The sequence below is a fragment of the Sphingomonas sp. CFBP8993 genome (assembly GCF_034044895.1).
In the GTDB taxonomy this organism is placed as follows: Bacteria; Pseudomonadota; Alphaproteobacteria; order Sphingomonadales; family Sphingomonadaceae; genus Sphingomonas.
This window is the reverse complement of sequence record NZ_JAXCWU010000002.1, coordinates 190,678-215,296: the sequence shown is the minus strand read 5'-3', so window position 1 is coordinate 215,296 and position 24,619 is coordinate 190,678. Positions and strand designations below refer to the sequence as shown.

The 24,619-nt window shown below is 62.6% G+C and carries 30 protein-coding genes and 1 tRNA gene; 17 read left to right on the top strand and 14 right to left on the bottom strand.

The window, feature by feature from the left end; all coding sequences use genetic code 11:
* The first annotated feature begins 161 nt into the window (after positions 1-161).
* Positions 162-2,006 (top strand): methyl-accepting chemotaxis protein, encoded by a 1,845-nt coding sequence (locus SOM26_RS04170; RefSeq protein WP_320451481.1) that lies wholly within the window; start codon positions 162-164, stop codon positions 2,004-2,006.
* 2,042 nt (positions 2,007-4,048) lie between these two features.
* Positions 4,049-4,588, top strand: a complete 540-nt coding sequence (locus SOM26_RS04165) for a hypothetical protein (protein ID WP_320451480.1) — start codon at positions 4,049-4,051, stop codon at positions 4,586-4,588.
* A gap of 55 nt (positions 4,589-4,643) precedes the next feature.
* On the opposite strand, the gene SOM26_RS04160 is transcribed toward SOM26_RS04165, so the two are convergent.
* Together SOM26_RS04160 and SOM26_RS04155 are read right to left on the bottom strand one after the other, a co-directional pair.
* Positions 4,644-5,558 carry a hypothetical protein gene (locus SOM26_RS04160; protein ID WP_320451479.1) on the bottom strand — a complete coding sequence of 305 codons (915 nt, stop codon included), beginning with the start codon at positions 5,556-5,558 and terminating at the stop codon, positions 4,644-4,646.
* Positions 5,555-6,370 carry a HipA family kinase gene (locus SOM26_RS04155; protein ID WP_320451478.1) on the bottom strand — a complete coding sequence of 272 codons (816 nt, stop codon included), beginning with the start codon at positions 6,368-6,370 and terminating at the stop codon, positions 5,555-5,557. The genes SOM26_RS04160 and SOM26_RS04155 overlap by 4 nt, the downstream gene beginning before the upstream one ends.
* A 124-nt stretch (positions 6,371-6,494) precedes the next feature.
* On the opposite strand from SOM26_RS04155, the gene SOM26_RS04150 reads away from it, so the two are divergent.
* Positions 6,495-6,830 carry a type II toxin-antitoxin system RelE/ParE family toxin gene (locus SOM26_RS04150; RefSeq protein ID WP_320451477.1) on the top strand — a complete coding sequence of 112 codons (336 nt, stop codon included), beginning with the start codon at positions 6,495-6,497 and terminating at the stop codon, positions 6,828-6,830.
* A gap of 60 nt (positions 6,831-6,890) precedes the next feature.
* Entirely contained in the window at positions 6,891-7,187 is a 297-nt protein-coding gene (locus SOM26_RS04145; protein WP_320451476.1) for a helix-turn-helix domain-containing protein, read from the top strand.
* Between the two features lie 45 nt (positions 7,188-7,232).
* Here SOM26_RS04145 and SOM26_RS04140 read toward each other — a convergent pair whose 3' ends face one another.
* Entirely contained in the window at positions 7,233-8,303 is a 1,071-nt protein-coding gene (locus SOM26_RS04140) for a phage portal protein (RefSeq protein ID WP_320451475.1), read from the bottom strand.
* A 17-nt stretch (positions 8,304-8,320) separates the two neighbouring features.
* Between SOM26_RS04140 and SOM26_RS04135 the strand changes: the two genes are divergently transcribed.
* From SOM26_RS04135 to SOM26_RS04080, 12 genes are all read left to right on the top strand, one after another.
* Complete coding sequence (locus SOM26_RS04135; protein WP_320451474.1) at positions 8,321-8,557, top strand: hypothetical protein; 237 nt, start codon at positions 8,321-8,323, stop codon at positions 8,555-8,557.
* A gap of 135 nt (positions 8,558-8,692) precedes the next feature.
* Positions 8,693-8,923, top strand: a complete 231-nt coding sequence (locus SOM26_RS04130; RefSeq protein WP_320451473.1) for a hypothetical protein — start codon at positions 8,693-8,695, stop codon at positions 8,921-8,923.
* Between the two features lie 63 nt (positions 8,924-8,986).
* Positions 8,987-9,199, top strand: a complete 213-nt coding sequence (locus SOM26_RS04125; protein ID WP_320451472.1) for a hypothetical protein — start codon at positions 8,987-8,989, stop codon at positions 9,197-9,199.
* Positions 9,200-9,415: 216 nt separating this feature from the next.
* Positions 9,416-10,384 carry an XRE family transcriptional regulator gene (locus SOM26_RS04120; RefSeq protein WP_320451471.1) on the top strand — a complete coding sequence of 323 codons (969 nt, stop codon included), beginning with the start codon at positions 9,416-9,418 and terminating at the stop codon, positions 10,382-10,384.
* A 206-nt stretch (positions 10,385-10,590) separates the two neighbouring features.
* Complete coding sequence (locus SOM26_RS04115) at positions 10,591-11,946, top strand: hypothetical protein (protein WP_320451470.1); 1,356 nt, start codon at positions 10,591-10,593, stop codon at positions 11,944-11,946.
* Positions 11,943-12,464, top strand: a complete 522-nt coding sequence (locus SOM26_RS04110; RefSeq protein WP_320451469.1) for a hypothetical protein — start codon at positions 11,943-11,945, stop codon at positions 12,462-12,464. Before SOM26_RS04115 ends, SOM26_RS04110 begins: the two co-directional genes overlap by 4 nt.
* The gene (locus SOM26_RS04105) at positions 12,461-12,790 is read left to right on the top strand and encodes a hypothetical protein (RefSeq protein WP_320451468.1); all 330 of its coding nucleotides are present in this window, start codon (positions 12,461-12,463) and stop codon (positions 12,788-12,790) included. The genes SOM26_RS04110 and SOM26_RS04105 overlap by 4 nt, the downstream gene beginning before the upstream one ends.
* A gap of 4 nt (positions 12,791-12,794) precedes the next feature.
* Positions 12,795-13,016 carry a hypothetical protein gene (locus tag SOM26_RS04100; protein ID WP_320451467.1) on the top strand — a complete coding sequence of 74 codons (222 nt, stop codon included), beginning with the start codon at positions 12,795-12,797 and terminating at the stop codon, positions 13,014-13,016.
* Positions 13,013-13,411 (top strand): hypothetical protein, encoded by a 399-nt coding sequence (locus SOM26_RS04095; RefSeq protein ID WP_320451466.1) that lies wholly within the window; start codon positions 13,013-13,015, stop codon positions 13,409-13,411. Before SOM26_RS04100 ends, SOM26_RS04095 begins: the two co-directional genes overlap by 4 nt.
* Positions 13,408-13,695, top strand: coding sequence for a hypothetical protein (locus SOM26_RS04090; protein WP_320451465.1), 288 nt, complete (start codon positions 13,408-13,410; stop codon positions 13,693-13,695). The genes SOM26_RS04095 and SOM26_RS04090 overlap by 4 nt, the downstream gene beginning before the upstream one ends.
* A gap of 32 nt (positions 13,696-13,727) precedes the next feature.
* Complete coding sequence (locus SOM26_RS04085; RefSeq protein ID WP_320451464.1) at positions 13,728-13,904, top strand: helix-turn-helix transcriptional regulator; 177 nt, start codon at positions 13,728-13,730, stop codon at positions 13,902-13,904.
* Positions 13,901-14,113 carry a helix-turn-helix transcriptional regulator gene (locus SOM26_RS04080; protein WP_320451463.1) on the top strand — a complete coding sequence of 71 codons (213 nt, stop codon included), beginning with the start codon at positions 13,901-13,903 and terminating at the stop codon, positions 14,111-14,113. Before SOM26_RS04085 ends, SOM26_RS04080 begins: the two co-directional genes overlap by 4 nt.
* Positions 14,114-14,135: 22 nt before the next feature.
* Here the strand turns inward: SOM26_RS04080 and SOM26_RS04075 are convergent, their stop codons facing one another.
* The 5 genes from SOM26_RS04075 to folK all read right to left on the bottom strand — a co-directional run bounded on the left by SOM26_RS04075 (position 14,136) and on the right by folK (position 17,630).
* Positions 14,136-14,789, bottom strand: a complete 654-nt coding sequence (locus tag SOM26_RS04075; RefSeq protein ID WP_320451462.1) for an NYN domain-containing protein — start codon at positions 14,787-14,789, stop codon at positions 14,136-14,138.
* A 130-nt stretch (positions 14,790-14,919) separates the two neighbouring features.
* Positions 14,920-15,438: a hypothetical protein gene (locus tag SOM26_RS04070; protein ID WP_320451461.1), complete on the bottom strand. Its 519-nt coding sequence runs from the start codon at positions 15,436-15,438 to the stop codon at positions 14,920-14,922.
* 176 nt (positions 15,439-15,614) lie between these two features.
* Positions 15,615-16,901: a tyrosine-type recombinase/integrase gene (locus SOM26_RS04065; RefSeq protein WP_320451460.1), complete on the bottom strand. Its 1,287-nt coding sequence runs from the start codon at positions 16,899-16,901 to the stop codon at positions 15,615-15,617.
* Between the two features lie 156 nt (positions 16,902-17,057).
* Positions 17,058-17,133 (bottom strand) — tRNA-Lys (locus SOM26_RS04060).
* A 20-nt stretch (positions 17,134-17,153) separates the two neighbouring features.
* Positions 17,154-17,630 carry a 2-amino-4-hydroxy-6-hydroxymethyldihydropteridine diphosphokinase gene (gene folK, locus SOM26_RS04055; protein ID WP_320451459.1) on the bottom strand — a complete coding sequence of 159 codons (477 nt, stop codon included), beginning with the start codon at positions 17,628-17,630 and terminating at the stop codon, positions 17,154-17,156.
* A 22-nt stretch (positions 17,631-17,652) separates the two neighbouring features.
* On the opposite strand from folK, the gene SOM26_RS04050 reads away from it, so the two are divergent.
* Positions 17,653-18,327 carry a uracil-DNA glycosylase gene (locus tag SOM26_RS04050; RefSeq protein ID WP_320451458.1) on the top strand — a complete coding sequence of 225 codons (675 nt, stop codon included), beginning with the start codon at positions 17,653-17,655 and terminating at the stop codon, positions 18,325-18,327.
* Between the two features lie 121 nt (positions 18,328-18,448).
* Here SOM26_RS04050 and aguB read toward each other — a convergent pair whose 3' ends face one another.
* The 6 genes from aguB to lepB form a co-directional block, all read right to left on the bottom strand.
* The gene (aguB, locus tag SOM26_RS04045; protein ID WP_320451457.1) at positions 18,449-19,297 is read right to left on the bottom strand and encodes an N-carbamoylputrescine amidase; all 849 of its coding nucleotides are present in this window, start codon (positions 19,295-19,297) and stop codon (positions 18,449-18,451) included.
* A 19-nt stretch (positions 19,298-19,316) separates the two neighbouring features.
* Positions 19,317-20,351 (bottom strand): hypothetical protein, encoded by a 1,035-nt coding sequence (locus SOM26_RS04040; protein WP_320451456.1) that lies wholly within the window; start codon positions 20,349-20,351, stop codon positions 19,317-19,319.
* Positions 20,352-20,404: 53 nt separating this feature from the next.
* A complete protein-coding gene (locus SOM26_RS04035; protein ID WP_320451455.1) occupies positions 20,405-20,857 on the bottom strand; it encodes a hypothetical protein in 453 nt (150 codons plus the stop codon).
* A gap of 132 nt (positions 20,858-20,989) precedes the next feature.
* Positions 20,990-21,994 carry an agmatine deiminase family protein gene (locus SOM26_RS04030; RefSeq protein WP_320451454.1) on the bottom strand — a complete coding sequence of 335 codons (1,005 nt, stop codon included), beginning with the start codon at positions 21,992-21,994 and terminating at the stop codon, positions 20,990-20,992.
* Positions 21,991-23,622, bottom strand: a complete 1,632-nt coding sequence (locus tag SOM26_RS04025) for a M28 family metallopeptidase (protein ID WP_320451453.1) — start codon at positions 23,620-23,622, stop codon at positions 21,991-21,993. Before SOM26_RS04025 ends, SOM26_RS04030 begins: the two co-directional genes overlap by 4 nt.
* A gap of 80 nt (positions 23,623-23,702) precedes the next feature.
* Positions 23,703-24,611, bottom strand: a complete 909-nt coding sequence (gene lepB / locus SOM26_RS04020) for a signal peptidase I (RefSeq protein ID WP_320451452.1) — start codon at positions 24,609-24,611, stop codon at positions 23,703-23,705.
* Positions 24,612-24,619: the final 8 nt, after the last annotated feature.

The window sequence follows — 24,619 nt, the reverse complement described above, 5'->3', positions numbered from 1 at the left end:
CCCCCCTGGCCCTTCTCGGTCAAGCCGTGTGAAAACGCCATCGCCTCCGAAAACATCGGCATGCAAAGGTTTTTATTAATGAGTGTCGCGTAATCCCAGCGCTCATATGTGATCCGTCCCTCACACATGCGGAACCGATTACCCAGCGCCGGGAGAATATCGTGAAAAACCTGCGGATCAGTTCCAAACTGATAGCTTGCTTTGCCATCCTGCTCATTGCCCTGTTGATCGTGGGTGGGCTTTCCATTCACAATCAGAACGCCTTGAGCGCCGGCACCTCCGATATCGCCTCCCGCCTGGCCCGGCTGCAAAAACTGACCCATAGCATCGATACGCAGACGTCGAACGTCCGCGCCGAAGAGATGACCCATATCGTCAGCACATCGCCCGAGACGATGGCGGCGCATTACAGGGCGATGCGTGCATCGCTTGATTTGATCGACCAGTCGGTCGGCAAGGTCAAAGGGATGGAGCAGGATCCAGTCGCCAAAGCGGCGATGGATGAATTCGCGCCAATCTGGCAGCGCTTTACCGACCATTTGCAGCAGACCATTGCCCTGTCGAACCGCAACGAAACCGATGCGGCCCAGGCGAGTGCGTTGCAGGAGGTCAAGGATTATGACGCACAGAACGCGGCCTTGGGCCGGGCGGAGGAGGCATATACCGCCGCCATGGACAAAGCTCGCGTAGAGGCGGAATCGACGGCGGATACCGGACGCCTGATCACGATCGTCATGGTCGTCGCCGCCATCGGGTTGGCCATCGCGCTTCTGACCCTGTTGATCCGTCAGATCGCAAAGCCACTTAGCGCCATGACCGAGGCAATGGGCAAGTTAGCCGCGGGCGACATGAATGTCCGCGTGCCCGATGCCGATCGCCATGACGAAGTCGGCGATCTGGCCAACGCCATGGCCAAGTTCCGCGACCAGCTCGCGGCAGCTGAACGGGCAAAGGCCGAGCAGACCACCCTCATCGTCGACAGCATTGGGCGGGGGCTATCGGATCTGGCGAAGGGCGATCTGCTGACACGGGTCGATGCCGAACTGACCGGCCCCTTTGCCAAATTGAAAAGCGATTTCAACGCTGCGGCCGAAGCGTTGCAGGATGCCCTGGCCCAGGTTTCGACGGCGGTCACCGGCATCAACGGCGGTGCCGGAGAGATCCGCACGGCCTCGGACGATCTGTCGATGCGGACCGAACAGCAAGCGGCCAGCCTGGAGGAAACCGCCTCCGCAATGGAGGAGATCACCGCGACGATGCGCGCGACCGCGCAACGTACGTCGAGCGCCAACGCGGCGGTGCGGACCGCACGCGATCTGGCGGAGCAATCTGGCGGCATCGTCCGGAACGCCATCGAGGCGATGGACGGCATCGAGCGTCGATCCAACGAGATTTCCGACATCATCGCCGTCATCGACGGTATCGCGTTTCAGACCAATTTGCTGGCGTTGAACGCTGGCGTCGAAGCGGCGCGAGCCGGTGATGCCGGGAAGGGCTTCGCTGTCGTCGCCTCGGAAGTTCGCGCGCTGGCCCAGCGTTCGGCTGACGCCGCCAAGGACGTCAAGGAGCGGATCAGCGCCTCGACCGAACAGGTCTCGGAAGGCGTGCGACTGGTCGGGGAAACGGGTCAGGCCCTGACCGGCATCATCGCGCGCATTGCCGAGGTCAGTACCCTGGTGGGCGAAATTGCCGATGCCGCCGAGCAACAGTCCACGGGACTCCAGCAGGTCAACACGGCCGTCGCCGAGATGGACGGCGTCACCCAGCAGAACGCAGCCATGGTCGAAGAAGCGACGGCGGCGGCGCGTGGCTTGGCTACGGAAGCTGATGGCCTCGCACGTCAAATCGCTCGATTCCAAATTGGGCAACCGACCACCGCCTCGGCCGCCAATGTGCACGCCCTGCAAGCCCGCGTCGCGACCGCGGCTCCCCGCCTTCGCGGAAAGCCTGTCCCCATGCAGCAGGGCAATGCCGCGCTTGCGGAGGACGACTGGTCGTCTTTCTGACGGGGAAGGATGGCCTGTCAGGATCCTGAGGCCATCGCCTTGATGGTGTCCTGATGGGCCAATCCGTCCCCAGCATCTCTGCCGGTTCCTTAAGCCCGCAGTGCGACCACTGGCCAGCCGCCTCGACAATGGCGCTGAAGGATTGGGGAACAGGGCGGCACGCCGCCGCATATTGCCAGCGTGTTCCCCTTCGATCCGCTGGCCGATCCTGAACGGCAGAGAACAACCGCGTTCAGCCATGCGCATGCAATGCCGGTGTAACCCATCCTCATGCCCAATCGTCGGGCATGAGGATGCGACCATGAAGCTGACACGTGTCGTTGCTGCCGGGCTTGCCATTGCGACGCTTGGCCTGAGTGTGAGCGCGAGCGCCCAGGAATGGGGCCCACCGCCGCCACCGCCCCCCGGCCCCGGACCTGGCCCCGGTTGGGGCGGACCACCACCGCCCCCTCCGCCTGGACCGCCCCCGGCGCATTGGGGCGGGTATGACGGACCGCGCTACGGCGGGTACGGCTATGGCGGGGGATATCGTGACAGCGGCTACGGCTACCGGGGCGACGGATACGGATACCGGGGTGGCTATGGCTACCGGCAGCGCTGCTGGACCGAGTATCGCCACCACGGCCGGGAACGGGTCCGGGTCTGCCGGTGAACGACCGAGGGCCCGGCGTGAAAATCCGCGCCGCGCCCTCCCCACTACGGCGCCAAGACCTCGGGGCCGATCTCAGGGTAGCGCGCGGTGGAATCCGCGAGGCTGTAATCCTTCTCCGGCAGCTGCGCTGTACGGCACTGGATATCGGTCAGCGGCACGGTGCCACCACTTTGAAAATCAGTGCCCACAACTATGCTCCCAGGGGACATGACATGCGGGGGCACGAGGTGAGACACCTCGCGACACGTTCGCACCTGATTTTCCGTGATTTAGACAAGGGCGTGAGACACGCTGCGACGCCCTGAAACACCCCGATGGTGGGTCCGCCGCCTACCACGAACAAGGCCGAAATTGGCGGAATTTGGTCGTTTGCTAGTAGGTCGATCTAGTGGGTGCCCCCACCCGTGCCCCCCCCAAAAAAAATAATTGCTTGGATCGGCCAGATACCTGCCTGTCTTGGTTCATAGCCGAACCTAGGGGGCATATAGGGCTAATATGATCACATCCATAATCGCAGCCGTGCTAGTCGGTTTGGCTCAAGCGCCGGTGCAAATGGAGACCCGCTCACACGTGATCTCGCCAGCAATTGATATCGTGGAATCTGACATACCTCTTTTCCCGAGCAGCACTATGGACAAGAGCGTTTTGGAGCACGACTTTAGCATTGAGCGCTACGGCCGCGTTCGATGCCTGGTCGGGGAGGGCCGACTTCACACATGCAAGTCTGAAGTAGGCTCGGAATATGAGCCTAGCTTATCGCGGTTCATGATCAAGGCGATAAACAGGGCGGGCGGGTTTCGCGAATTTGCTAGGGATTTACACCACCAAGGCGCAGCTGAGGTTGATATCTCCACTCGGTTTTCGCTTCCCGGGTCTAAGTCTGGCGTCTGCATAATTTCTTGGTGCAGCCCCACGCCATTACCCCCGCAGCCCCCAGCGCTGAGGCGACCTCGATAGATCAAGCCGCTTTCTGCTCCCACGCCATGGGACTGAATATATGCAGCGTACCACGATCTGTCATAACGACGCTGACAGGACGATTCGCCGACTGATAGCGTCGAGCGCTGTCCCCTTCGCCGAGGCATTTTCATGCGCCAAGACCGCCGCCGGCCTGCCCCGCCGGCCATGCGCCAGCGTGACGAGCCGCCGCCCAATCGATGGGAGCGAGTAACGGTATCGCTCGAGTTCGGGGGATTCACCGTGCTGGCCGTCTCCGGTATGATCGCCTGCGCCTGGAGCACCGTCCGCTATTTTGCTGGATGGTCCCGATCGGTTCAAGCGCCTGATCGGCACAGCGGGCTTCACTAATTTCGTGCAAGTCCCCCGCGCCAACGGGGTGGCTTTCGCACGCCCATACCCCTTAAGTGCGAACGACCGGGGAGGCGCATTGATGTCCGATATCGAACAAGAAAATACAGAAGCAGGTACCGCCGAAGAAACGCCAGACCGGCCTGTTCCACGCCGACGCGGGGTTGGATTGGAGTATCTCGGCAAGACGCTCGCGGTTCCAGCATTGCTGGCGGCGTATTTTTTGCAGCCCGAGGTGGCCAAGTGGTCTTTCCTGACCCGAGTACAAATCGTTTTCACTCTCATGGCAAGTTTCACGCTTCTGGCGATATCCATCGACAGGATCAAAAGGTGGGCGAATGTTGGAAAGGTGCTGGTCGTTGTATGGGTTATTCTGTCCGCAGCCATGATATTCATCCTCTGGCCGCCGCTGGAATATAGCGAGTACAACGATGACCGGTGTGCTTCGCTTGAAGGGGACATGCTTTCAGCCCATCCGCGCCGTTCGGACAGTCACGATCTCTTTACGGCATTCGGATGCCGCCCTTCGCTGAAAATGCCGGTCCATGCTCTGCCGACTGATCGCGAGAAGAAGGCGGGGCACCCGCTCCCATGGGGCGGGTATCCGCCGTCGATTAGGTGACGCCATAACCATCTGTGCCGGAATACCGGCACAGATAGCTGCGCTCGCGAGATGGCTACGCCGCAACTCTCCGCTCGATCTCCAGCAGATGGTTGCCGATGTTCGGCACTGAAGAATAGGGCAGCATCGTGAGATCGCGGGCGCGGGCCTGCTCCCCTAATTCATCGAGCACTTCCAGCACGCCATTGTATTGCCGCGTTGTTATTTGGGGATCATCACGACCTTGATGCTGCACCAGCATCTCGTAGCGCCTGCTCATGCCGTAATGGTCACGCTCACGCGCCTGCTCCAAATCCCAAACCAAGCTTTTGATATGCTCGATGGTTGATTTCGACCGCTTTGCGGGAAGAGTGGCAAAGTTCGCGACCAATGCCGAACCCGAAAAGGCAATGCGAACTTGCTGGGGCGGGACGCGGGGCTGCCTGACCGCCGACTGGAATTCCGGACTGAACGCCTGCGCCAGGCCGGGACGGCGTTGCTCTACATACTCTCTGACTAATATTGGCAGTCGATCACCACGTGGCGTCCGCTTCGCCGGAACTGTCACGGTTTCGGCCCCAGCCGCCAGGGCCTTATCATACAGAGAGGACGTAGCCGACAGCCACAATTCCGCCAGCGCGCGTTCCGACTGGGCTTCACCGACCTGAACCGGGCCAAGCGAAATGCCGGAAAACGGGGGAATGAATTGTTCGAAAGCCTGCTGACCCCCAGTCGTCAGGGCTTCGCGCATTCGCTCGAACGCAACGCGGACGGCAAGCATCGCGGTGTCAGCACCAGCGTCGAACAGGCAATGCATCCGCCGCCAAGCATTCGCCTCCGCCAGATAGAAGCCGTTTGCGGATACGACCGCGATGCCGATGACCAGCTGCTCCGGCGAATCGGGCCTTGGCGAGAATAGCAAAGGAGCCCATTGGGCCCGCACATGCGTTGCCCGGCTTGGGAAGACGAGATTTGGTGCTTGGATCGTCATGCCAATAGCCCCAATGCACGAGATGCCATGCGCGGTACATGGGTAGCGCGCGCCGCCAGGAACTTGAGCACTGCATCCAAATCGCCCGCGCTGAGCAGGTCGGCGACGTGATTGCGGGTGGCAAGCCCGGCGAGCGCGGCTAGATCAAACCGGTCCGCTTCCACGCCGACATCGCGCGCCAACTCAATCCGCCTGTCTGCACTCAAAAGCGGGGTGAGCCAGCTCTGTAACTTGTTCTGGTATTCACGGTCTGCCGTCAGATTTTCGGCTTCCCAAGCTGGTCCAGTGAAGCCCTGAGCATGGTCGATCAGCCAGATTTCGTTCGCCTCACCGAACTGGAGGTTGCCCGCATTGCGGTCGACGTTCGCAATCCAGCTATCAAAGCCGTACAGCCTGCCCACAGCACTCCAGGCCGCAATCCGCTCTCCAATCAACACCTCTGTCGCGCGGCTTGGGTCAGATATATACAATTGCCTGACGGAGTTGCCGCCGACGTCAGCGGAACCGAAAACCAATCCGCCACTGCCATCAGCATAGGCGCAATTTATCCCCATGCCCGTGTCTGGGGCCGCGAACGCCAAAATCGGGAGTGGGACAGGGAGGCCCCCAGTGATGGCTATTGCGGCTGCCAAAAGCTCGTTGGCGAGCTCTTTTGGAGGAATATCCTTAATGATTGCTCTTACCAGCTGGCTTTGCAGCTGAATCGTTCCGCGATAGGTCGCGCTGACATTATCGGTGCTGAACCTCTTAGCGTCCAGCAGGACTGTGCCGACTTTTACGACATTTTCCGCTGAACCACGCTCGTCTGTCAAAGTCGCCTCCCCGATGCGCCGCGCAGCGTATGTCTGCTTTGGTCAGTCTGCAACAGGCGATAGCAGGTGCGGCAATGCCGTATTTTTTAATGAATGAAGTACGGCATTGCCGTATATATAGCTCATGCAGACGGTCATCGAAACCCAAGCCTACATCGCCTCCGCGAAGGATGCGGGCATGAGCGCGGACGAGATGGCCGCCGTTGTGGACATGATCGCCGCCAGTCCTGAGGCGGGGGAGATCATGCCGGGATGCGGTGGCGCGCGGAAGTTGCGCGTTGCCCGGCCGGGCGGCGGTAAGTCGGGCGGTTATCGTGTTATCACCTATTTCGCCGGTGACGTGTTCCCCGTGTTCCTGCTGACGGTCTTCGGCAAGAACGAGAAAGCGAACCTGACCCAAGCCCAGCGGAACACTTTGGCCGGGCTCACAAAGAACCTCATCGCAGCGTTGAGAAAATAGAAAGGATACTGCCGGACGTCAGGAGCGCGTCCGATTGTTGCTCAAACAGAAGGACTGAACATGACGACCGCATTTGATAAAATCGCCGCCGGGCTGGCCGACGCTATCGCTTTCGTCGAGGGTGATGAAAGCCGCGCCCGCGTGGCAGCGCCGCTTGATGTGAAGCGCATCCGCACGACGACGAAGAAAACCCAGGCGCAGTTCGCCGAAAGCTATCACCTGCCAATTGGAACGATCAGGGACTGGGAACAGAATCGGCGGCACCCCGACGCGCCCGCCCGGGTTCTGCTGGCTATGATCGCCGCCGAACCCGACACGGTAGAACGGCTGGTTGCAAAGGCAGCCGCCCATGGATGAACGTCGCCCCTGGCTTATCGTGTCGTCAGGCTGGTGATCGCCGGTTTAGCAGCAATGACCGGGGCCGCTGCCGCCTCCTGCGCGCCGGAACCTGGATGTGTACCATCGGCGCTGTTGGTCGACGACACGGTTGCGCCGACAGCATGGGCCTTCTTGATCGCGTAATAGCCCGCGGCCTTCACCGAATAGGTCCCGTCGCCGTTGTTGACGATCGAGGTCCCGATCTGCGCACCTGCCTCCATGTTCGCGGTACCGGGCTCGAAGACCAAATAGTTGCCGCTCATCCGCCTGCTTCAGGCCCTCGGCATAGGCCATGAGGAACTCAACATAGTCGTAGCCGCGCTCCTCGACGAGCTGGGGTAGCGACACCTTGCCGATCCGCAGGTTGAGCAGATCCGCCTGCGCATCCTTATACGGATCAACCGAGATGAAGCCGGGCGGCGTATGGCGCCAGGTCGGCGCGGCCGCCACCATCTGGGCCGCGACCGCTGCCTCATTGAAGCGCGCGGCGATCGGGCGGCAGAGCATGTGAATGACGACGTTCCACTGGATGCGCTCCATGCGCCGCCGGAAGCCGTGATGCCCGGCGCGCCAGGACGAGTAGTTGACCCGGCTGAAATCACCGGTGGCATGCTCGTACATGACCCCGGCCGCCGCCGCCGCCTGACGCAGGAACTGCGTCGACACGGCGTCGAAGCCGGTATCGGCGGGCAGCGAGTTGAAGTCCATCGTCTCGTTCGGCAGCAGCCGGGTGAACAGGCCCGGCTCCATTTTCTGCATCTGCGGACCATAGGTCGGCTTCTGACTGGGCTTGGTGCCGATCATGACGCCCGCTTCGTCACTGGTGGTGATCACACCAACCATGCAGGCGCCGATGCGCTTGCGGACCAACTCGGCGTCGAAATAGCCCTTCAGGTCCTGCGGCGGGATGATCGCCGGAGCAAGGATCGGCATGCCGCGATCCTGACCGGGGCGCAGCTTATTGAAGAGGTAGACCAGTTCGTCAGCGGGCACGCGCTCCGATTGCATCGACCAACTGCGCCACATCGCCGCGTCGCCGGGATGACGTTCGAGCAGCCACATAGCGACCCGCCCGTGGATGTGCGGTGCGGTCATCGCGCACAAGCTCCGGCATGGGGAAAGACAAACGAGCACGTGCCGACAACCGGCTGACCGCGATCGCGCTGGCGAACCTCGTCGCGGCGATCGTCGACACGATGCAGAACGCCGACCTGCCCAATGACATCGTGCACCACTTCCTCGACGAGCTCGACCGGCTGAACACGCACATGCTGCCACCGGCGGGCGCGGGCGCGTTCATGCATTTCGTCACCGATGTGCTGCGCGGCGAGGTCGTGGCCAATGATTGAGGTGACTCGTGGTACGGCGCGCCGAGTCTCAGCCGTGCGCATTTCCACACTGTCAGTAGGGCCACGCCCTAGCTTGTACTCGGATGCAGCAGTTCTATCGTCTGACCGTAGCGACCAACACGAAAGGCATTTAAAGTGGTGGACCCAATCGAAGCGCGACTGGCCGCACTCGAGTATAGCTTCCTCAGGCTTCTGCATCGGCTGGCAGATGGCCACACCATCACCCAACCGTTCGTGGAACATACGAAGCGAGAAGTTTTGGCTCGTATCGAAGCGGCTGGTGACGCCAATTCTGAGATCGGAAATGAGCTGCGTGAGGCTTTCGACAAACTGTCGGCTAAAGCAGCGAAGAACGATCCCGAGTAGGGAGTCTTCGAGATGGCTGGGACTATCGATCCATGAAGGACAAATTTCGTCAAAGGCTTCCCGATGCTCGACCCTGATATGCGCGTGCAGGCAGCCACCGGCAGCGAAGCCGCCGTGGCCTTTGCCCTCTTCCAGCACATCGCGGACAAGGATCCCGGCTCGGTCGCCGTCAAAGACGATGCGATTTCCGTCTTCCGCGAGTGCATGGCTGCGGTGGGTCGAAGCGGCGCCATCAGTCACGAGCCGCGACCGATCCGGTTGGGCGGAGGGGAGTAATCGCATCCCGTTAAGCCACGCATTTTCGAGATGGCGCCGGTTGCCACCCGAGGCATGCCAATGCTTCAGTGACGTCGGCAGGTATGTGTTGAGAAGGCCAATTATCTGGTCTCCCAAAAAATGCGACAAACTTGGCGAGGTTGCGCGCCGAGCACGTCCCCCCTCGCTCGAGCGCATCGAAAAATGAGCCTCGGTTCACGATCCTAGTAGCAATACTTGCGGGCGCTCGCCCGCGCTCTCCACCATGCACTTGCGCATATCGAGATGCGATTAGCAGGAGGTTCTGCTCATATGTCATCATTAATCAATACGGCATACATGCCGCAACCGTCAACGGCCCATCTGCCGCATGACCTGTCCGCAAATATGCGGCAATCTGCGGCAATGGAACCGATAGATTATCTCATACAGCGCGTAGCCGAACGGTTGATCGCGGTGGGAAAAAGCGAACGGCAAGCGTCACTCGATGCAACTGGATCGCCGGATGCGCTACGCTACATTCGAACCAGGCGAGCAATGCCCTCTCCGCCTCGTCTTCGCGCGATTGCAGAGGAGTTGAATACATCTGAGGACTATCTGCTGGGACGCACGGGCAAAAGCGCTCCACCACATCGCCCCCTTACCGCTGGAGATTTGCTCGGCGATCCTGATTTAATCGCAAAGGAAATCGTCAGGAAGCAAGACGAGTGGTCGGAGAAGAATCAACGATTGCGCGCCAGACACATAGAATTACCCGAGGATGTGCCCGTTTTCTCGGCGGATGTTAAATTTAACGTCTCCGGCATCCCCGAGGACGATGAATGGTGGATATCCGAAGGCATGAGCATCATGCTGGGTGTTTCAATCGATTCTTTCAAGAGACTACCTAAGCTTTTCAATTCTGAGAATGTCTACGGATTTTATATGCCTGGCATTTCTATGCGGCCGATATTCGAGGCAGGAAGCCCGGTACTAGTAGACGGAAAAAGAAATCCTTCTCCAGGCGATTTTGCACTAGTTTATATCAGTGAAGACCCCGAGTCAGTACCTCATTTTACCTATACTTGCATGCTAAAACGCTTAGTTCGATCTACAGCCGATTGGCATGAGTTCGAAGACTTCACTCCTCAACGGCGGTTTAAAGTGCAGCGCGGGCAAGTGGACTACATGCACCGGGTTTTCACACTTCAGGATTTCCTTCGTTAGGAGGTCGTGCGTCATATGCCGCTTGACGCGGCATATATGCCGAGTATATGCCGCATGCATCACCTGTCTGAATTCAGGTCGGTGATGCAGGTCAGATAGCGCGCTCGCCTCGGCAGCCTCCGCCCATCTCCTGCTCAAATGAAGCGGGGGACCATCCCCCGCACGACCAAGCGGGATGGTTTCCCGCACTATGCAGGAGATGCCAGATGGCTTCGTTACCGATCGATCGAACTTTCGCACGCCAAGCGCCGTATACGCCCAAGCCCAACATCCGCGTCGTGTTCCTGCCCGGCCCCGCCCAGACGGCGATGGCTGGCGAACTGGCGAAACTGCCTGCCGAGACGCAGGAAGCGACGCTGGAAGAGCTGGAGATCGCGGGCCTAGCGGAAGAGATGATCGCTGCGGCGGAACAGCTGCTGTCGCGCCCGATGTATGCGGCGTTCCTGAATTGGACCGAAGCTGCGGTTCGCTTCAACACCAGGTTCGATAGCGACGAAGAGGGTAACAAGCTCTGCGCCGCCAATGACGCGGCAGCCATGACGTTGGCGGATGTGCCTTCGGCGAATATCCATGACGTACTGCTTAAGACGCGCCTGCTGGCAATCGACGCTGCCGAACTCCCTGATTTTGGGTCGATGATACCCGATCAAGACCCTGAGCTGTATTCCTCTCGATTGTTCTCTACCGTGAGCCAGGATTTTGGCACGGTGTCGCCCGTCATGGCTGCGTTCAATCGGCTGGGCATGCTAGCGTGGCGGCTATCGGATCGAGGATTGGGAGCAATAGCCCCGTCCATCGGCCGCGTCATCGTCAATGCACTTCAGGCAGCCCAAGAGCGGAATGCCGCTTCGGCGGCCGCAGGTCTGCCGCTTCGCAACCTGTTGCTCGTACGCAATGCGGTTGCTGACAAGCTGAACACCGACATCAGTTTGGACGAAAATGCGGTCGGGGCCGCTTGCGCGGAAGCAGACCGTCTGGAGACGGCTATCGCGACCAGCGCAGCGACTACCGCTGACGATGCCGTCATAAAGCTGATCGCGCTCGCCCAGATCACCGCGACCGGTCGCGAAGTCGATGACACCGAGGCAGCACAGGCGATCATCGAAGCGCGTAAGCACTTCGGCATCGGCTATGCGCCCGACAATCTTACCGTGGAGATTGCGGCAGATGCTCGTCGATTTGGCGATCACGGCGCTTACCTCCAATCCGACAAGCTCCTGCTCGATACCTTCGCAAAAATGCAACGCGAGATGCAGCTGTGGTTCGATCAGGGCCCCGGCACACCGGAAGAGGATGCAGCCGCCGACGCACGCGCCTCTGCTTTGGAGGACGTGCTCTTCGCCCAGCGCGCGAACACGATCGAAGGCGTGATCGCCAAGCTTCGCGAGACCTTCCGACACCTCGACGGCAATGCCTGGTCGGATCACGCAACGCTCGACCCCGACCACCCCGAATTCCAACGGGGCGTCAAAAACACTGGCTTTTTCACCCGAGCGCTCTGGCACTCGATCGAGGATCTCGCCCGCATTGGTGGCGTCAGCCTGACGGAGGTGCGGGCATGACCGGCATGTTCGATATGAACTGGCGGATGTCCTATCCGCTGTCGCGGATCACCCGGATTACGAGGAAGGACAAGGCCCAGATCGGGGACATGGCCTACTATGTCCGCCTTGAGGGCGAGGAAACATCGGAGGAGATTTCCGAGTACGAGCACTCGAACATCATGGCGCGCCCCCTCCAGCTTTTGCCTGCGGAACCGGGGATCAAGGCACTTCGGGCATATGCTGACGGCGGTGACGAGGGCATTGATAAGACACCAGTCATTGCCTGGGCACTGTGTTTCGACGGTTCGATCCGCATCGTTACCCCGGCGGGCGTCGACGATGGCCGGATGTGGCGGGACGGCACCGGCTATGTCGAAATGCCGGATGGGACAGTGCACGCGGTCGGCGAACTCGACTACTTCTCGTTTCCCACGGTCGCCGCCTATTTTAGGCACGAGATGGCCCAGCGAAAACAGCTGGCCGCACACGAGCAGAGCAAGGCTGAATACCAGCAGAGCAAGGAGGCCCTGGCATGAGCCGCGACATCCCGATCGCTAACGCGATGCTGTGCTGGACCGGTGGCCGTCACGGCGACACGCCAGCCTGCAGGGTCGTGGCTCACCCTGACGAGAGGGGGTACTCCGATTCTTACCGGACCACCGTGGGCGCGTGCTTCACGAGCTGGGGTGAGAAGGACACGAAGGGGCAACGACTACAGCTGATGGTCGAGGCATGGCACGCCGTCATTTTCGACGCCGTACCAGCCCAGATGATGCACGAGGCACTCCTCGTCGTCCCTGAGTATCGGTCGATGTTGGCAGACGGCTGCCTGCCCTCGCAATATCTGGATGAAAGGGCATAGCACCATGGCTTGCTCCTCCTGCCTGCATTTCCTTGAGGGTGCTGCGGCTGCCTCTGAGGTTGATCCCGCCGCAACCTTCGAGGTCGTCGTGCCAGCGCAAGGCATCTGCCGCCGCTATCCGCCGCGCTGGGTGCCTGACCTCGACATGCAGAACACCAAATCGGTGTTTCCGTACGTCCACCGCGACCACGAATGCGGTGAATTCAACAGCAGGATGCCGCTTTGACCGTCGCCCGACCCAAGAAGGCCCAGAGCACGGCCAACGAACGACGCTGGCTGATCCAGGGCTACAAGCTGGGTCGGGTGCAGGCGGAGGAGATTTGTCGGGAGATGGGACGCCGGTCCGATCGCCGGACAAGCGAGGAACGGGAAGCTGGCGTTCGCGCCAGCTTCACCACCCGCACGCTCACCGCCACGGCCAACCGGATCAAGATGATGTCCCGGCCCGAGGACATCGCCGCCGCGCTGCTGCCCGACGAGGCCATCAGCGAGCCGGTGCTACCCTGCGACCTATGGCTTCCCCCGGCCGATATGCTGCGCGCCGGTACGCCGATCGCGACCCTCGCGCAGGAACTGGCCCAGCCCGGCCGCCCGCGCACCTTCCCGAAAGGAGAGGCATGATGTCGAACGCTTGCGAACAGAACTGCGCGACCTGCCGCTGGTGGCAGCGCATGGGCGCTCGCCTGTCCAACGCCATCCGTGATCCCGGCGCCGCGGCGGACACCGGCACCTGCCAGGTCCGCGCGCCCAGCGTCGCTCAGGCGGCAGGCCCCTTCCCCGTCTCGCTATTCCCTGTGACGCATGAAAGCCGCCGCTGTGGCGAATGGAAGGCCCAGAACGTCGGCGGCCCTGACGGTGGCGAGCGAGAGGATAACGTTGTCACCCCAATCCGGCGGGTCGCATGAGCGGCCCCGTAGACCGCCGCAAAGATAACCTCTTGCGCCTCGCGGACGTGAAGGCGCGGACGAAGCTCGGCCGCACCACCATCTATCGCCGGATCGCCGCGGGCACCTTCCCGCCCTCCATCCGGCTCAGCGCCGGACTGGTCGCCTGGTACGAGAGCGACATCGATGCCTGGGTGGCCGACCCGATGGGCTGGAGACGCGTCGAATGAAGAAGGGGGAAGCGGTGGAGCGCCTCGTCCGCATGTCCGAGGTGCTGGAGCGCACCCGGCTGTCCCGCGCGACGATCTACCGCAAGATGGCACGTGGCGAATTCCCACGGTCCGTGCAGATCGGCGTAAACTCCGTCGCCTGGCATTCCAGCGATTTCGAGGCGTGGCTGCGCGAACCCATGTCTTGGGAGGCGGCGCCTCTCGCATGATCACCTTAGCCCTGGACTTTTTTTACCTTTTCGGTCGATCGTCAGGGTACACATAGCCAGCTGGAGGATCATATTCGAAAGGCCGCAAGATGGTCCTCTCGCCTTCCTTCATAACAGCTTGCGGAAGCACACACTCATCGAGGTGGCGCTCGGTTAGCTTAATCTTACCGTGACATAGATCGGCAAGTTGTTTAGATGGCATCCGCCCAGGCGGCACAACGTTGATGATCTTTTTGGCGGGAAATCGATTACGAAAGGCCTTCACGGTACTGGCTTGGTCTGTATCAGCCGTAACTAGAAAGGCTACGTCGTACAGATCATCGCAGGCGTCAGCGAAAAGCGCTAAAGCCAAATTAATGTCTGTCTCTTTTTCTCTGGGCTGATCCCATCGCCGGTCGCAACTGATACAGTTCATCGGCTCCTTGGTCGTATGCCCCAGGCGTGTCTCCACATCCACAAGCCTGAGCGCGTCGACATAAGCTTGGTGTCGTACGCGCTTGCCATGGTCGCCGGGAAAAAATGCCGTGCAAAACACCGCCCGGTCTATGGATGTAGCATGTCCACGCGCGACTAATTCGCCAAGGCGGCGCAGGTTACACCATTTCAGGTAAGGCTGGCCGAGGTCGTCTGTAGCATGGTACAGATTGAAACCATCGTAATAAATTGCGCCGCGCACGCTCGCACTCCTTGACGTCCGAAGCCCATGAGCGTATATGCACACCCGCAACGCTGCATGGTGCGCCCAGCAGCCCCCCCGGAGGCTACGGTCTCCGGGGTTTTCTTTTTTCTACCTCAATAGATTAGTTTTATCCGTCATCTGCGGCACGATGACGGTGGCTATCTGCGCCTAAGAGTAGCACAGGCTCAGCCTCCGGTAGCCAATCAGAAGTTAGCTCATCCTCTTGAAGCCACCAAAAATACATATTGCCGCGGCGAATCGTGTAGAAACGATCATCCTTCGACATCATTGAACGAAAATTAGCGACAGGGTCCGCTCCGCCGAGAACCAGGCCAAGCGTCGTAACCTTTTCAATTAGGCGACCGATTGGCAAGGGTTCGCCATTCTGGCGCAACGCCAATTCGGCTGCGTCACCTTGGCTGAGCTTCTTGTGATCAAGTATCCGCTTTGCTGCAGCATCAAGGGAGCGCTGAGCAGTGGCCTTCCAATCAGACGACAGGTCGATCGACGGGATTGCGGACGTCCCGCCCATTTCCATGACCAAATCGTCGAATTTTTTGAAGGCGACAAAAGGCTGGCTAGCCAGAACAGCATCCCAAGCCTCCGCGCGCAAGGCTCGCGCCTTATCCAACCACTCGTCGCTCATCTCCGACTCCTCACACCGGCATATAGCGACCTTGGTTTAGCAATGCAAACCCAACACTGGCATGCAACAGTCTGTGGATAACTTTACCTGTGCCGTATTTTCGAACACCTAACGTGGAGGCGTTATCTGGGATATCGGGACGAACGAAACAGCGAGACAGACATGCCCTTCCCTGGTTATCCTGCACGGCTATCCCTTATGCCTCCAGTCATTAGGTCCGCCCACTCCCGCGCCAGCTCCCACCGCAGCGGCATGTACTCCGCCCGGTTATAGGCGAATTCCGCCGCCGAGATGCCACGCGGCCGGTGGGACAGCATGGCATCGATGATCGGCTGCAACTCGCGCCGCCTGCCCGCCGCCGCCGCACGTTCATTCATGATGGTCGAGAAGCTGGTGCGCCAGCCGTGCGGCACGTGCCGCCCCTGATACCCGCACCGGTTATAGGCATAGCCGATAGTGTTGGTGCTCATCGGCTGGTGGGTCGAGCGCGTGCTGTGAAAGAGATAGGGAAAGCGGCCCGTCAGGCGGTGCACGGCCCGCAGAACCTCGACGGCCTGGGGTGGCAGCGGTGAGATATGCTCGAAGGCCTCCTCGCGCTTGTCAGCCTGCTCCAGCTTCATTCTCTCGGCACTGACCCGCCAGATCGGCTCGGCCGCATCGCTGGCGCCAGTCGGGTCGCTCCAGTCGATGCCTTCGAACTCGTGCCAACGCGCCGTCGGCACGATGCCTGGCCGGACGAAGGTGAGCGACAGGAGGCGCGAAGCCAGCTTCGTGAGCGGTGCCGCGCTCGACGCGTCCATAGCGGCGTGCAGCTTGCGGATCTCGTCGATACTGTTGAGCCCCGGCTGGCTGCCGCCGATCGGCGTGGGCAGCAAGCTCTTCACCAGCGCTGGCCCGGCCGGGTCGGCAGAGCACAGCCCTTCCGGGATGGCAAAGGCGAAGACGGCCGAGACGTGCTGGCGGATGCGCTTGGCGGTGTCGATCGCCCCTCGCCGCTCGATCCGGCGCAGCATATCGAGGACCATGCCCGAGGTAATGTCCGGCAGCGGCAGGCGGCCGATCACCGGATAGACATCGCGCTCCAGCGCCTGGCGGACTTTGGTGGCCTGGACCGTCGACCAGCGACCGAGCTGGGCTTCATGCCAGCGCTTGGCAACCACCTCGAACGTCGCGCCCGCTGCCGAGTGCGCCGCCATCTCGCGCTTATGCTCCTCGACCTGCGGATCCTTGTGATCGCGCAGTTCGGCCCTCGCCCGGTCTCGCAGCTCGCGTGCCTTGGCCAAGCCCATCTCAGGATAACGACCGAAGACAATCCGCCGCTCCTTCTGGCCAAAGCGGTATTTCAGGCGCCAGGACTTCGCGCCCTTGGTCGTTACAAAAAGGTAGAGCCCGCCAGAATCTGCGAGCTTGTAATCCTTCTCGGCTGGCTGCGCTTTTCGGCACTGGATATCGGTCAGCGGCACGATGCCCCCACTTTGAAAATCAGTGCCCCCAGTCGTGCCCCCAAGGGACATGACATGCGGGGGCACGAGGTGAGACACCCCGCAACGCTTTCGCACCTGAATTTCTGTGGTTTAGCAAGGGCGTGAGACACGCTGCGACGCCCTGAAACACCCCGATGGTGGGTCCGCCGGGGCTCGAACCCGGGACCTCTCGATTAAAAGTCGCTTGCTCTACCAACTGAGCTACGGACCCTCCATCGCGGTGGATGCGACCTAGGGGCGCGGACGCCTTCGGTCAACACCATGTCGCATCTGGCGTACCGATCGGCCGTCACGCGGGTCGCGCCAGTCGGGTGCGATCGCGGCCAGCGGATGCAGCACGAAGTCGCGCGTCGCATAGGCGACATGCGGCACGATCAGCCCGCGCGAGCGCCACGCCCCGCCCGACCACAGGATGATATCCAGGTCGATCACCCGCGCACCCCAGCGTTGCCCGCGCCGCCGCCCGAAATCACGCTCTATGGCCTTCAGCAGGGTGAGCATGGCGGGCGGATCGAGCGGGCTTTCGACCAGCGCGGCGGCATTGGCAAAGGCGCGGATCGACGGCCCCACCGGCGCGGTGACGAGGATCGGCGACACGGCATAGACGCCCGGCAGCTCGGCCAGCGCCGCGCGGATTTCGTCGTGCGGCCCCCCGTGCCGTCCCGGACGGTTGGAACCCAGCGCAATCGCATAGCTTGTCGTCGTCATGTCACCCGACTACCCGAGCGCGATGTCCGACGCATCCTTTCCCGTCATCCCCTCGCCCCTGGCCGCGATCCAGCCGCCGCGCGACTGTCCGCTCTGTCCCCGCCTGGTCGAGGTCCGCCAGGCGGTCGCCGCCGAATATCCCGGCTGGTGGAACGCTCCGGTGCCGCCCTTCGGTGACGGCGAGGCGTGGCTGGCCGTGGTTGGCCTTGCGCCGGGCAAGCATGGCGCACACCGCACCGGCCGCCCGTTTACCGGCGATGGCGCAGGGCCGCTGCTCTATGGTACGCTCGCCAAGTTCGGCCTGGCCGAGGGTGAATTCGCCGCCAAGGTCGATGACGGCCTGACGCTGAACGGCGCGGTGATCCTGAACGCGGTCAAGTGCCTGCCGCCCGAGAACAAGCCGACGCCCGACGAAATCCGCACCTGCCGCTCCTTCCTGGAACAGGAACTGGCCGCGCTGCCCCGGCTGTCGGTCATCATCGCACTGGGCGAGATCGCGCACCGCTCGGTCATCAAGGCGCTGGGCGGACGACTGCCCAAGGCGCGCTTCGCGCATCTGGCGGAGCACCGGCTTCCCGGCGGCGGCCCGGTGGTGCTCGATAGCTATCACTGCTCGCGCTACAACCAGAATACCGGCCGCCTGACGCCCGAAATGTTCGAGGCCGTGTTCGCGCGCGCGGTGGCGTTGCGAGGGTAAGCTCTTCCTCCCCAAGTCTGCTTGGGGAGGCGGTGTGGAGGGGGCGGTTTTATCGAAAGCACGACACCCCTCCGTCATCGCTGACGCGATGCCACCTCCCCTTACAGGGGAGGAATAGGGCTTAGATATCCTGGACCAGCCGACCGTACAGCTCGGGCCGCCGGTCGCGGAAGAACCCAAACGCCGCGCGGTGGCGCTTCACCCGGTCGATATCGAGCGTGGCGACGATCACGCCTTCTTCCTCGCGGCCCAGTTCGGCCAGGATGTCGCCGCGCTCGTCGCAGATGAAGCTGGTGCCGTAGAAGGTCTGGCCATGCTCGTTGCCGACGCGGTTCGCCGCCACGATCGGCACGACGTTCGACACCGCATGGCCGACCATCGCGCGCCGCCACAGCCGTGCGGTATCCAGGCTGTCGTCATGCGGCTCGCTGCCGATCGCGGTGGGGTAGAACAGGATCTCCGCGCCCATCAGCATCATCGCGCGCGCGGTTTCGGGATACCATTGGTCCCAGCAGATGCCGACGCCCAGCTTCGTCGCCGGGCCGTCCCACACCTTGAACCCGGTATTGCCGGGGCGGAAATAGAATTTCTCCTCATAGCCCGGACCGTCCGGGATATGGCTCTTGCGATAGACGCCCGCGACCTTGCCGTCGGGGTTGATCATCGCCAGCGAGTTGTAGTGATGCGGCCCGTCCGCCTCGAAGAAGCTGGTCGGGATATGGACCTTCAACTCGGCGGCGAGTTCCTGCATCGCCAGCACCGCCTTGTGCTCGGCGGTCGGCTTGGCGTTCGAGAACAGGCCTTCGTCCTCCACCCGGCAGAAATACTCGCCCTCGAAAAGCTCGGGCGGCAGGATCACCTGCGCGCCTTGGCGTGCCGCCTCGCGGACGAGGCGCGACACCTCGGCGATGTTGCGGTCGATATCGGCGGTGAAGGCCAGTTGCAGCGCGGCGACGGTGATCTGGGTCATGGCCACGCCCTTTAATGGCTCAACATTCCTCCGTCACGTGCCGAGTGACCAGTCGCACGCGCAATTCGTCGAGGAAGGGGCCGGGCTCGTCGAGACGGAGCGCGATGGCGTCGACCGTATCCCGCCGCCACCGGGACCGTGGCAGCAGGGGCGGGTCGAGGCGGAGAAGCAGATTGGGCCAGGCGAGCAGCGCAACGTTCCAACTGCCCGGCGCGCGCACCGTATCGCCGTCCGGATGGAGCTGAACATGGCGGATCGCGGCATAGGGGATCGTCCGGTCGACCAGGATACCCGCCCGCACGCGTACGCCCGCCTGGGTCAGGAGCACGGGCGCGAGGCGCAAGGATTTGATCAGGCCGATCAGGTAGAGAAGCGACACGTCACTGACGACGAACAGGACCAGCGCCAGCGTCCGGCTCCAATGCGCGATCAGCAGGTGCGTCACCCCGATCTCGATACAGGACAGGGCCAGCAGGGTGATCATCATCGGCTGGAGATGCCGGTGATAGGCAAAGCCGATCGTCCCCGGCGGCACATCGGGCTTCGCCCGCCAGCGGAACAACGCCAGGTGGAGCAGTCCCGCCTCCGCTACCGCCAGCCGGGCAAACGGCCTGGGAAAGACCTCGCCCAGCAGCGAAGTCCAGCGTTCGGGATCGTGCCGGTCCCATTGCCGCACCCGCTCGACGACGCGCCACAGCCCCCAGCCACCATGCAGGGCGATCGCGATCACCGGCACCACCAGCGCCCATGGCATGGCGAGCAGCGCCGCCCGGATCGGCGGCGGCGACAGGCTGAGCACCGCCATCCCTGCCGAGGCCATCGCCGCAATGCCCGCACGCCACCCCGGCCGTCGCGCGCGCGCCAACAGCCCCAAAATCATCGCGTCGGAGGCGATCCACAGGAACAGGAGCGCCGCGGCGCGGGTGTGGCTCTGCGCAATCGGCAGGCGAAGGAGCGCAGCGATCGCGGCTATGACCAGGACAGGTGCGACAATGGGCAGGATCGTACGATGGAATCCGGTGGCAAACCCGGCGGTGGATCGGACGGCGGTCATGACGACTCCCCTGATCGGTGGCTGCCGCATGCTAGACCGTAGCGCCCCGCCGGTCACGCCGTCATACGGGGCGCCGGGGCGGGATCGAACAGGATGCGGCGCAGGACCACCGGGTAAAAATCCTTCATCTTCAGGTCGCACAGCGCCATCAGCCGCTCGTTGAGCTGGCGCGTCACCACGACATAGTCGCCCCACCGTTCCTCGATGGCGCGCGCGGTCCAGGTGCCGATATGCCGGGAATAGGTCAGGCGAAGTTCACGCGTTTCGATCACGATCGCCTCGCATCCGGGGATGCTCGCCATCAGCCGCTGTTCGCGCAGCGGCGTCAGCAGCAGTTCGTCCTCGGTCTTCAAATGCTTGGTGATGATCTGGGCGATCCGCATGCGCGCCGGTCCCAGTATGGACGCGGCGTCGGCGTAACGCATGTCGAACAGCGCCACGAGATCGCCGACGGCTGCCGCGATCTCCTCATGTTGGCTGCGAAGCAGATTGATCGTGGCTTGCAATGCGTAATTCCGATCCCGGACGAGGGATCGCGGCGCGTAACCGGCTGGCGGTTTACGGACGGTAAAGAGCAAGCCCGGCCGACGGGCGAAGCCCGCGCCTCCTCGTCGGAAGCGCGGGTCCGACATGCATGATCAGGCGATCGTCGGAATCTGCTGCGAGATGCAGTGGAAGCTGCCGCCGCCGGTCAGGATCGCATCGGCGCGCAGGCCCACGACGTCGCGGTCGGGGAAGATCGCCTGGATCGCCGCGACGCCCGCGGCGTCGTTCTCGCTGCCATAGAGCGGCACGACGACCGCCGCATTGCCGATATAGAAGTTCATATAGCTGGCGGGTACGATCTCTTCGTCGCGCAGCACGCGGCCGGGCGACGGGATGGTCACGACCTCCAGCCCCGCCGCCGTCGCGTCACGCCTGGCCGCCATATAGACCTGCCAGTTGGGGTCGTTCTCGGCCGCTTCGGGCAGGGCGATGCGGTTGGGGCCGACGAAGCGGGCCAGATTGTCGACATGGCCGTCGGTATGATCGTTGAGCAGGCCGTCGCCCAGCCATACGATCCGCGTCAGGCCCAGATCCTGCGCCAGCCGCTCGGCGATCGTATGTTCGTCCAGGTCGGGGTTGCGATTGGGGTTGAGCAGGCACTGGCGGGTGGTGACGACCAGGCCCGTGCCGTCGCCGTCGATCGCGCCGCCTTCCAGCACCCAGCCGCAAGCCTTGGCCGCGATGCCGCGCTCCTCGGCCAATCGCGCGCCGACCGTGTCGTCGCCGGGCAAGTCGTACTTGCCGCCCCAGCCGTTGAATTCGAACAGGCGTGCACTGCCGTCGCCGGTGACGATCGGGCCGGTATCACGCAGCCAGATGTCGCCGAACGGCTGAACGATCACGTCCGCGACCTCACCCGCCATGCGGCGCGCAGCCTCGGCCGCCTCGCCATCGGCGGCGACCAGGATCACCCGCTCGCCGCGGCCATCGGCATGGACGGCGCGGGCAAAGGCCAGCACCTCCTCGCGCGCGGGCTCCAGATCCTCCTCCCACAGCTCGGGATGGCTGGGAAAGCCGATCCACACCGCATCATGGGGAGCCCATTCGGCGGGCGGAGGCGTCGTCGCGTTAGGCGTCGTCACGGCTGGCGTCGTCACTGGGCATTCTTCCTGCTTTGATCGCGGATACCGCGAAATTCGGCGGTGGGGTACCAGTTGGGCCACAGGCCCGGCCGGTCGGCCAGCGTCCTGCCCAATTGATAATAGACCGTCAAATCCTCCACAGCCCCCGACCAATCCCAGTTGGGATCATATTGGTCGGCGGGCTTGTGATAGCGGTTGGCGACATAATCCTCCGCCGCCGCCTTGCCCGCCGCGATGCCGCCGACGACCTTGTCCTGCCCCGATCCGCCGTCGAGCATCGGCACGCCCAGCTTGGCGAACGAGAAATGGTCGGAGCGATAATAGCTGCCGCGTTCCGGATTGGGCTCGGCGCTGATCGTGCGGCCCTGGGTGGCGACGATCCGTCTGGCCAGGTCCTCGATCTCGGACTTGCCCTGGCCGACCAGCACGAAGTCCTTCGCACGGCCCGTGACGTTCAGCCCGTCCATGTTGACCCCGCCCACCGTGCGCGCCAGCGGAAAGACCGGATGCTGCGCATAATAGGACGAACCGAGCAGCCCGCTTTCCTCCGCGGTCACCGCCAGGAATGCGATCGAGCGCTTGGCCGGCCCTGCCTTGGCCTGCGCCTCGGCCAGCGCGACCAGCCCGGCCACGCCGCTCGCATTGTCGAGCGCCCCGTTGCAAATGTCGTCGCCATTCACCGCGTCGCAGCGGCCCAGATGGTCCCAATGCGCGGAATAAAGGACATAGTCGCCGGGCTCGGTCGTGCCGGGCAGCACGCCGACCACATTCTTCGACGCCTGGCGCCGGATCGTGTTGGCAAAGCCGCCCGACAGGGTCAGGCCCAGTGGCACCGCCCGGAACCCCTTGGTCTGCGCCGCCTTGGTGAGTGTGCCAAGGTCGCGTCCGGCGGCCTTCAGGATACGCTCGGCAACGGGCTGTTGCAGCCAGCCGATGACCTGGGACTGGTCCATATGATCGCCCGCCTCGTCCAGTTCGAGCTGCGGCCCGGTCCAGGAGGACTGCACCACCGCCCAGGGGTAGGCGGCGGGCTCGGTCTGGTGGACGATCAGCGCAGCCGCAGCGCCGTGCTTGGCGGCATTCTCGAACTTGTAGGGCCAGCGGCCGTACCAGGTCATCGCGCGCCCCTCGAACGGTCCCTCGCGCCCCATGGTCTGCCAGTCGGCATCGTTGATCAGGATGACCACCGTCTTGCCGCGCACATCGACACCGGCATAATCGTCCCAGCCCTTTTCGGGCGCGGTGATGCCGTATCCGACGAAGACCAGCTCGCTGTCCTTCACGTCGATGCGTGGGCTTACGCGATAGGTGCCGACGACCATGTCGGTGCGATAGGCCAACGAAATGGGCGCACCCTTCCCTCGGATCGTGAAGGGCTGGACGTCGTTGGCGGTGATCTCGACCATCGGCACATCCTGGGTCCATCCACCCTTGTTGCCGGGCTTCAGGCCCGCCTTCTGAAAGCGATCGACGATATAGGCGACCGTCTTGTCCTCCGCCGGGGTAGTCGGCGCGCGGCCCTCATATTCGTCGGAGGACAGGGTCTGGGTGACCGTCTTCAGCGTGTCGACCGAGATGGCGGACCGCTCCTGCGCGATGGCGGCGCCCGAGAGCAGAAGGGACAATAGGACCAGACGGCGCATGATGATTTTCCCCTTGTGTTTTGGGGCCTTGTGCCCGGTGCTACGGCACGGGGCAAGCTTGCCGGACATCGACCAAACCGTCAGTCGAGACGGCGACCGATCCGGTCATGTGTCTGGCTCCAGTAGATGGAACGCGGTCTTCCGATGACGGAGCTTTCGGGGACCATACCGACGCCAAGAGCTTCGACGGGGACGCGACTGTCGGCGGAGCGATCCCGATTGTCGCCCAGAACGAAAAAATGGCCCTCGGGAACGACCATTTCCGAAAGATCGTCAAAGGGCGCTGGCTCGCTCTTCAAAATGAAGTGGGACTTGGCCTCGCCTGGCAGACGCTCCGCCCAGAGACGCCCGTCAGCTCCATCCTTGGCCTGGATGCCGCGAGGCTGCCACTGCGCCGCCACTCCGTTGATGATCGGCACCCCGTTGCGAATCGCTATACGATCACCCGCAACCGCCGCGATACGATAGATGCGGGCTGACCCCGCGCCCTGAAACAGGACCGGCATCCCGCGTTCGAGGGGGCCGCGCCAGCCCGTATCAACGACGAATTTGTCGCCTTCCAAAAGGGTCGGCGCCATGCTGCCGGATGGGGCATAGAAAAGCCTGTACATACGGCGCGATACATCGGCCGCCTGATTAAACAGCAGGCCCGCGATTAGCCACAGCGCGACGATCACATACCATTGCGACCACCAGCACACCGGGCGCCGCATCTTGCCCCGTCGCCATGTCAGCACCATCGCCACGATGAAGATCGCGGCAATGGCTGAGATGGCCAGAGTCGCTGCAATCAACACCGCCGCATAGCTGACCAGACAAAAGCCCAAGCCGAATGTGATGAGTCCGACCAGTATGAAAGGCGCGGCAGCAAAACATATACCGCTTTTCCAACGACCAATCCGAAACAGTCCGAGCCCAGGGAACAGCAGGTTGAGCGCGGTCACGCCGATACGTGCGGCCACCGTCCTTTGCCGTTCACCTTCCAGCATCAGCCCTT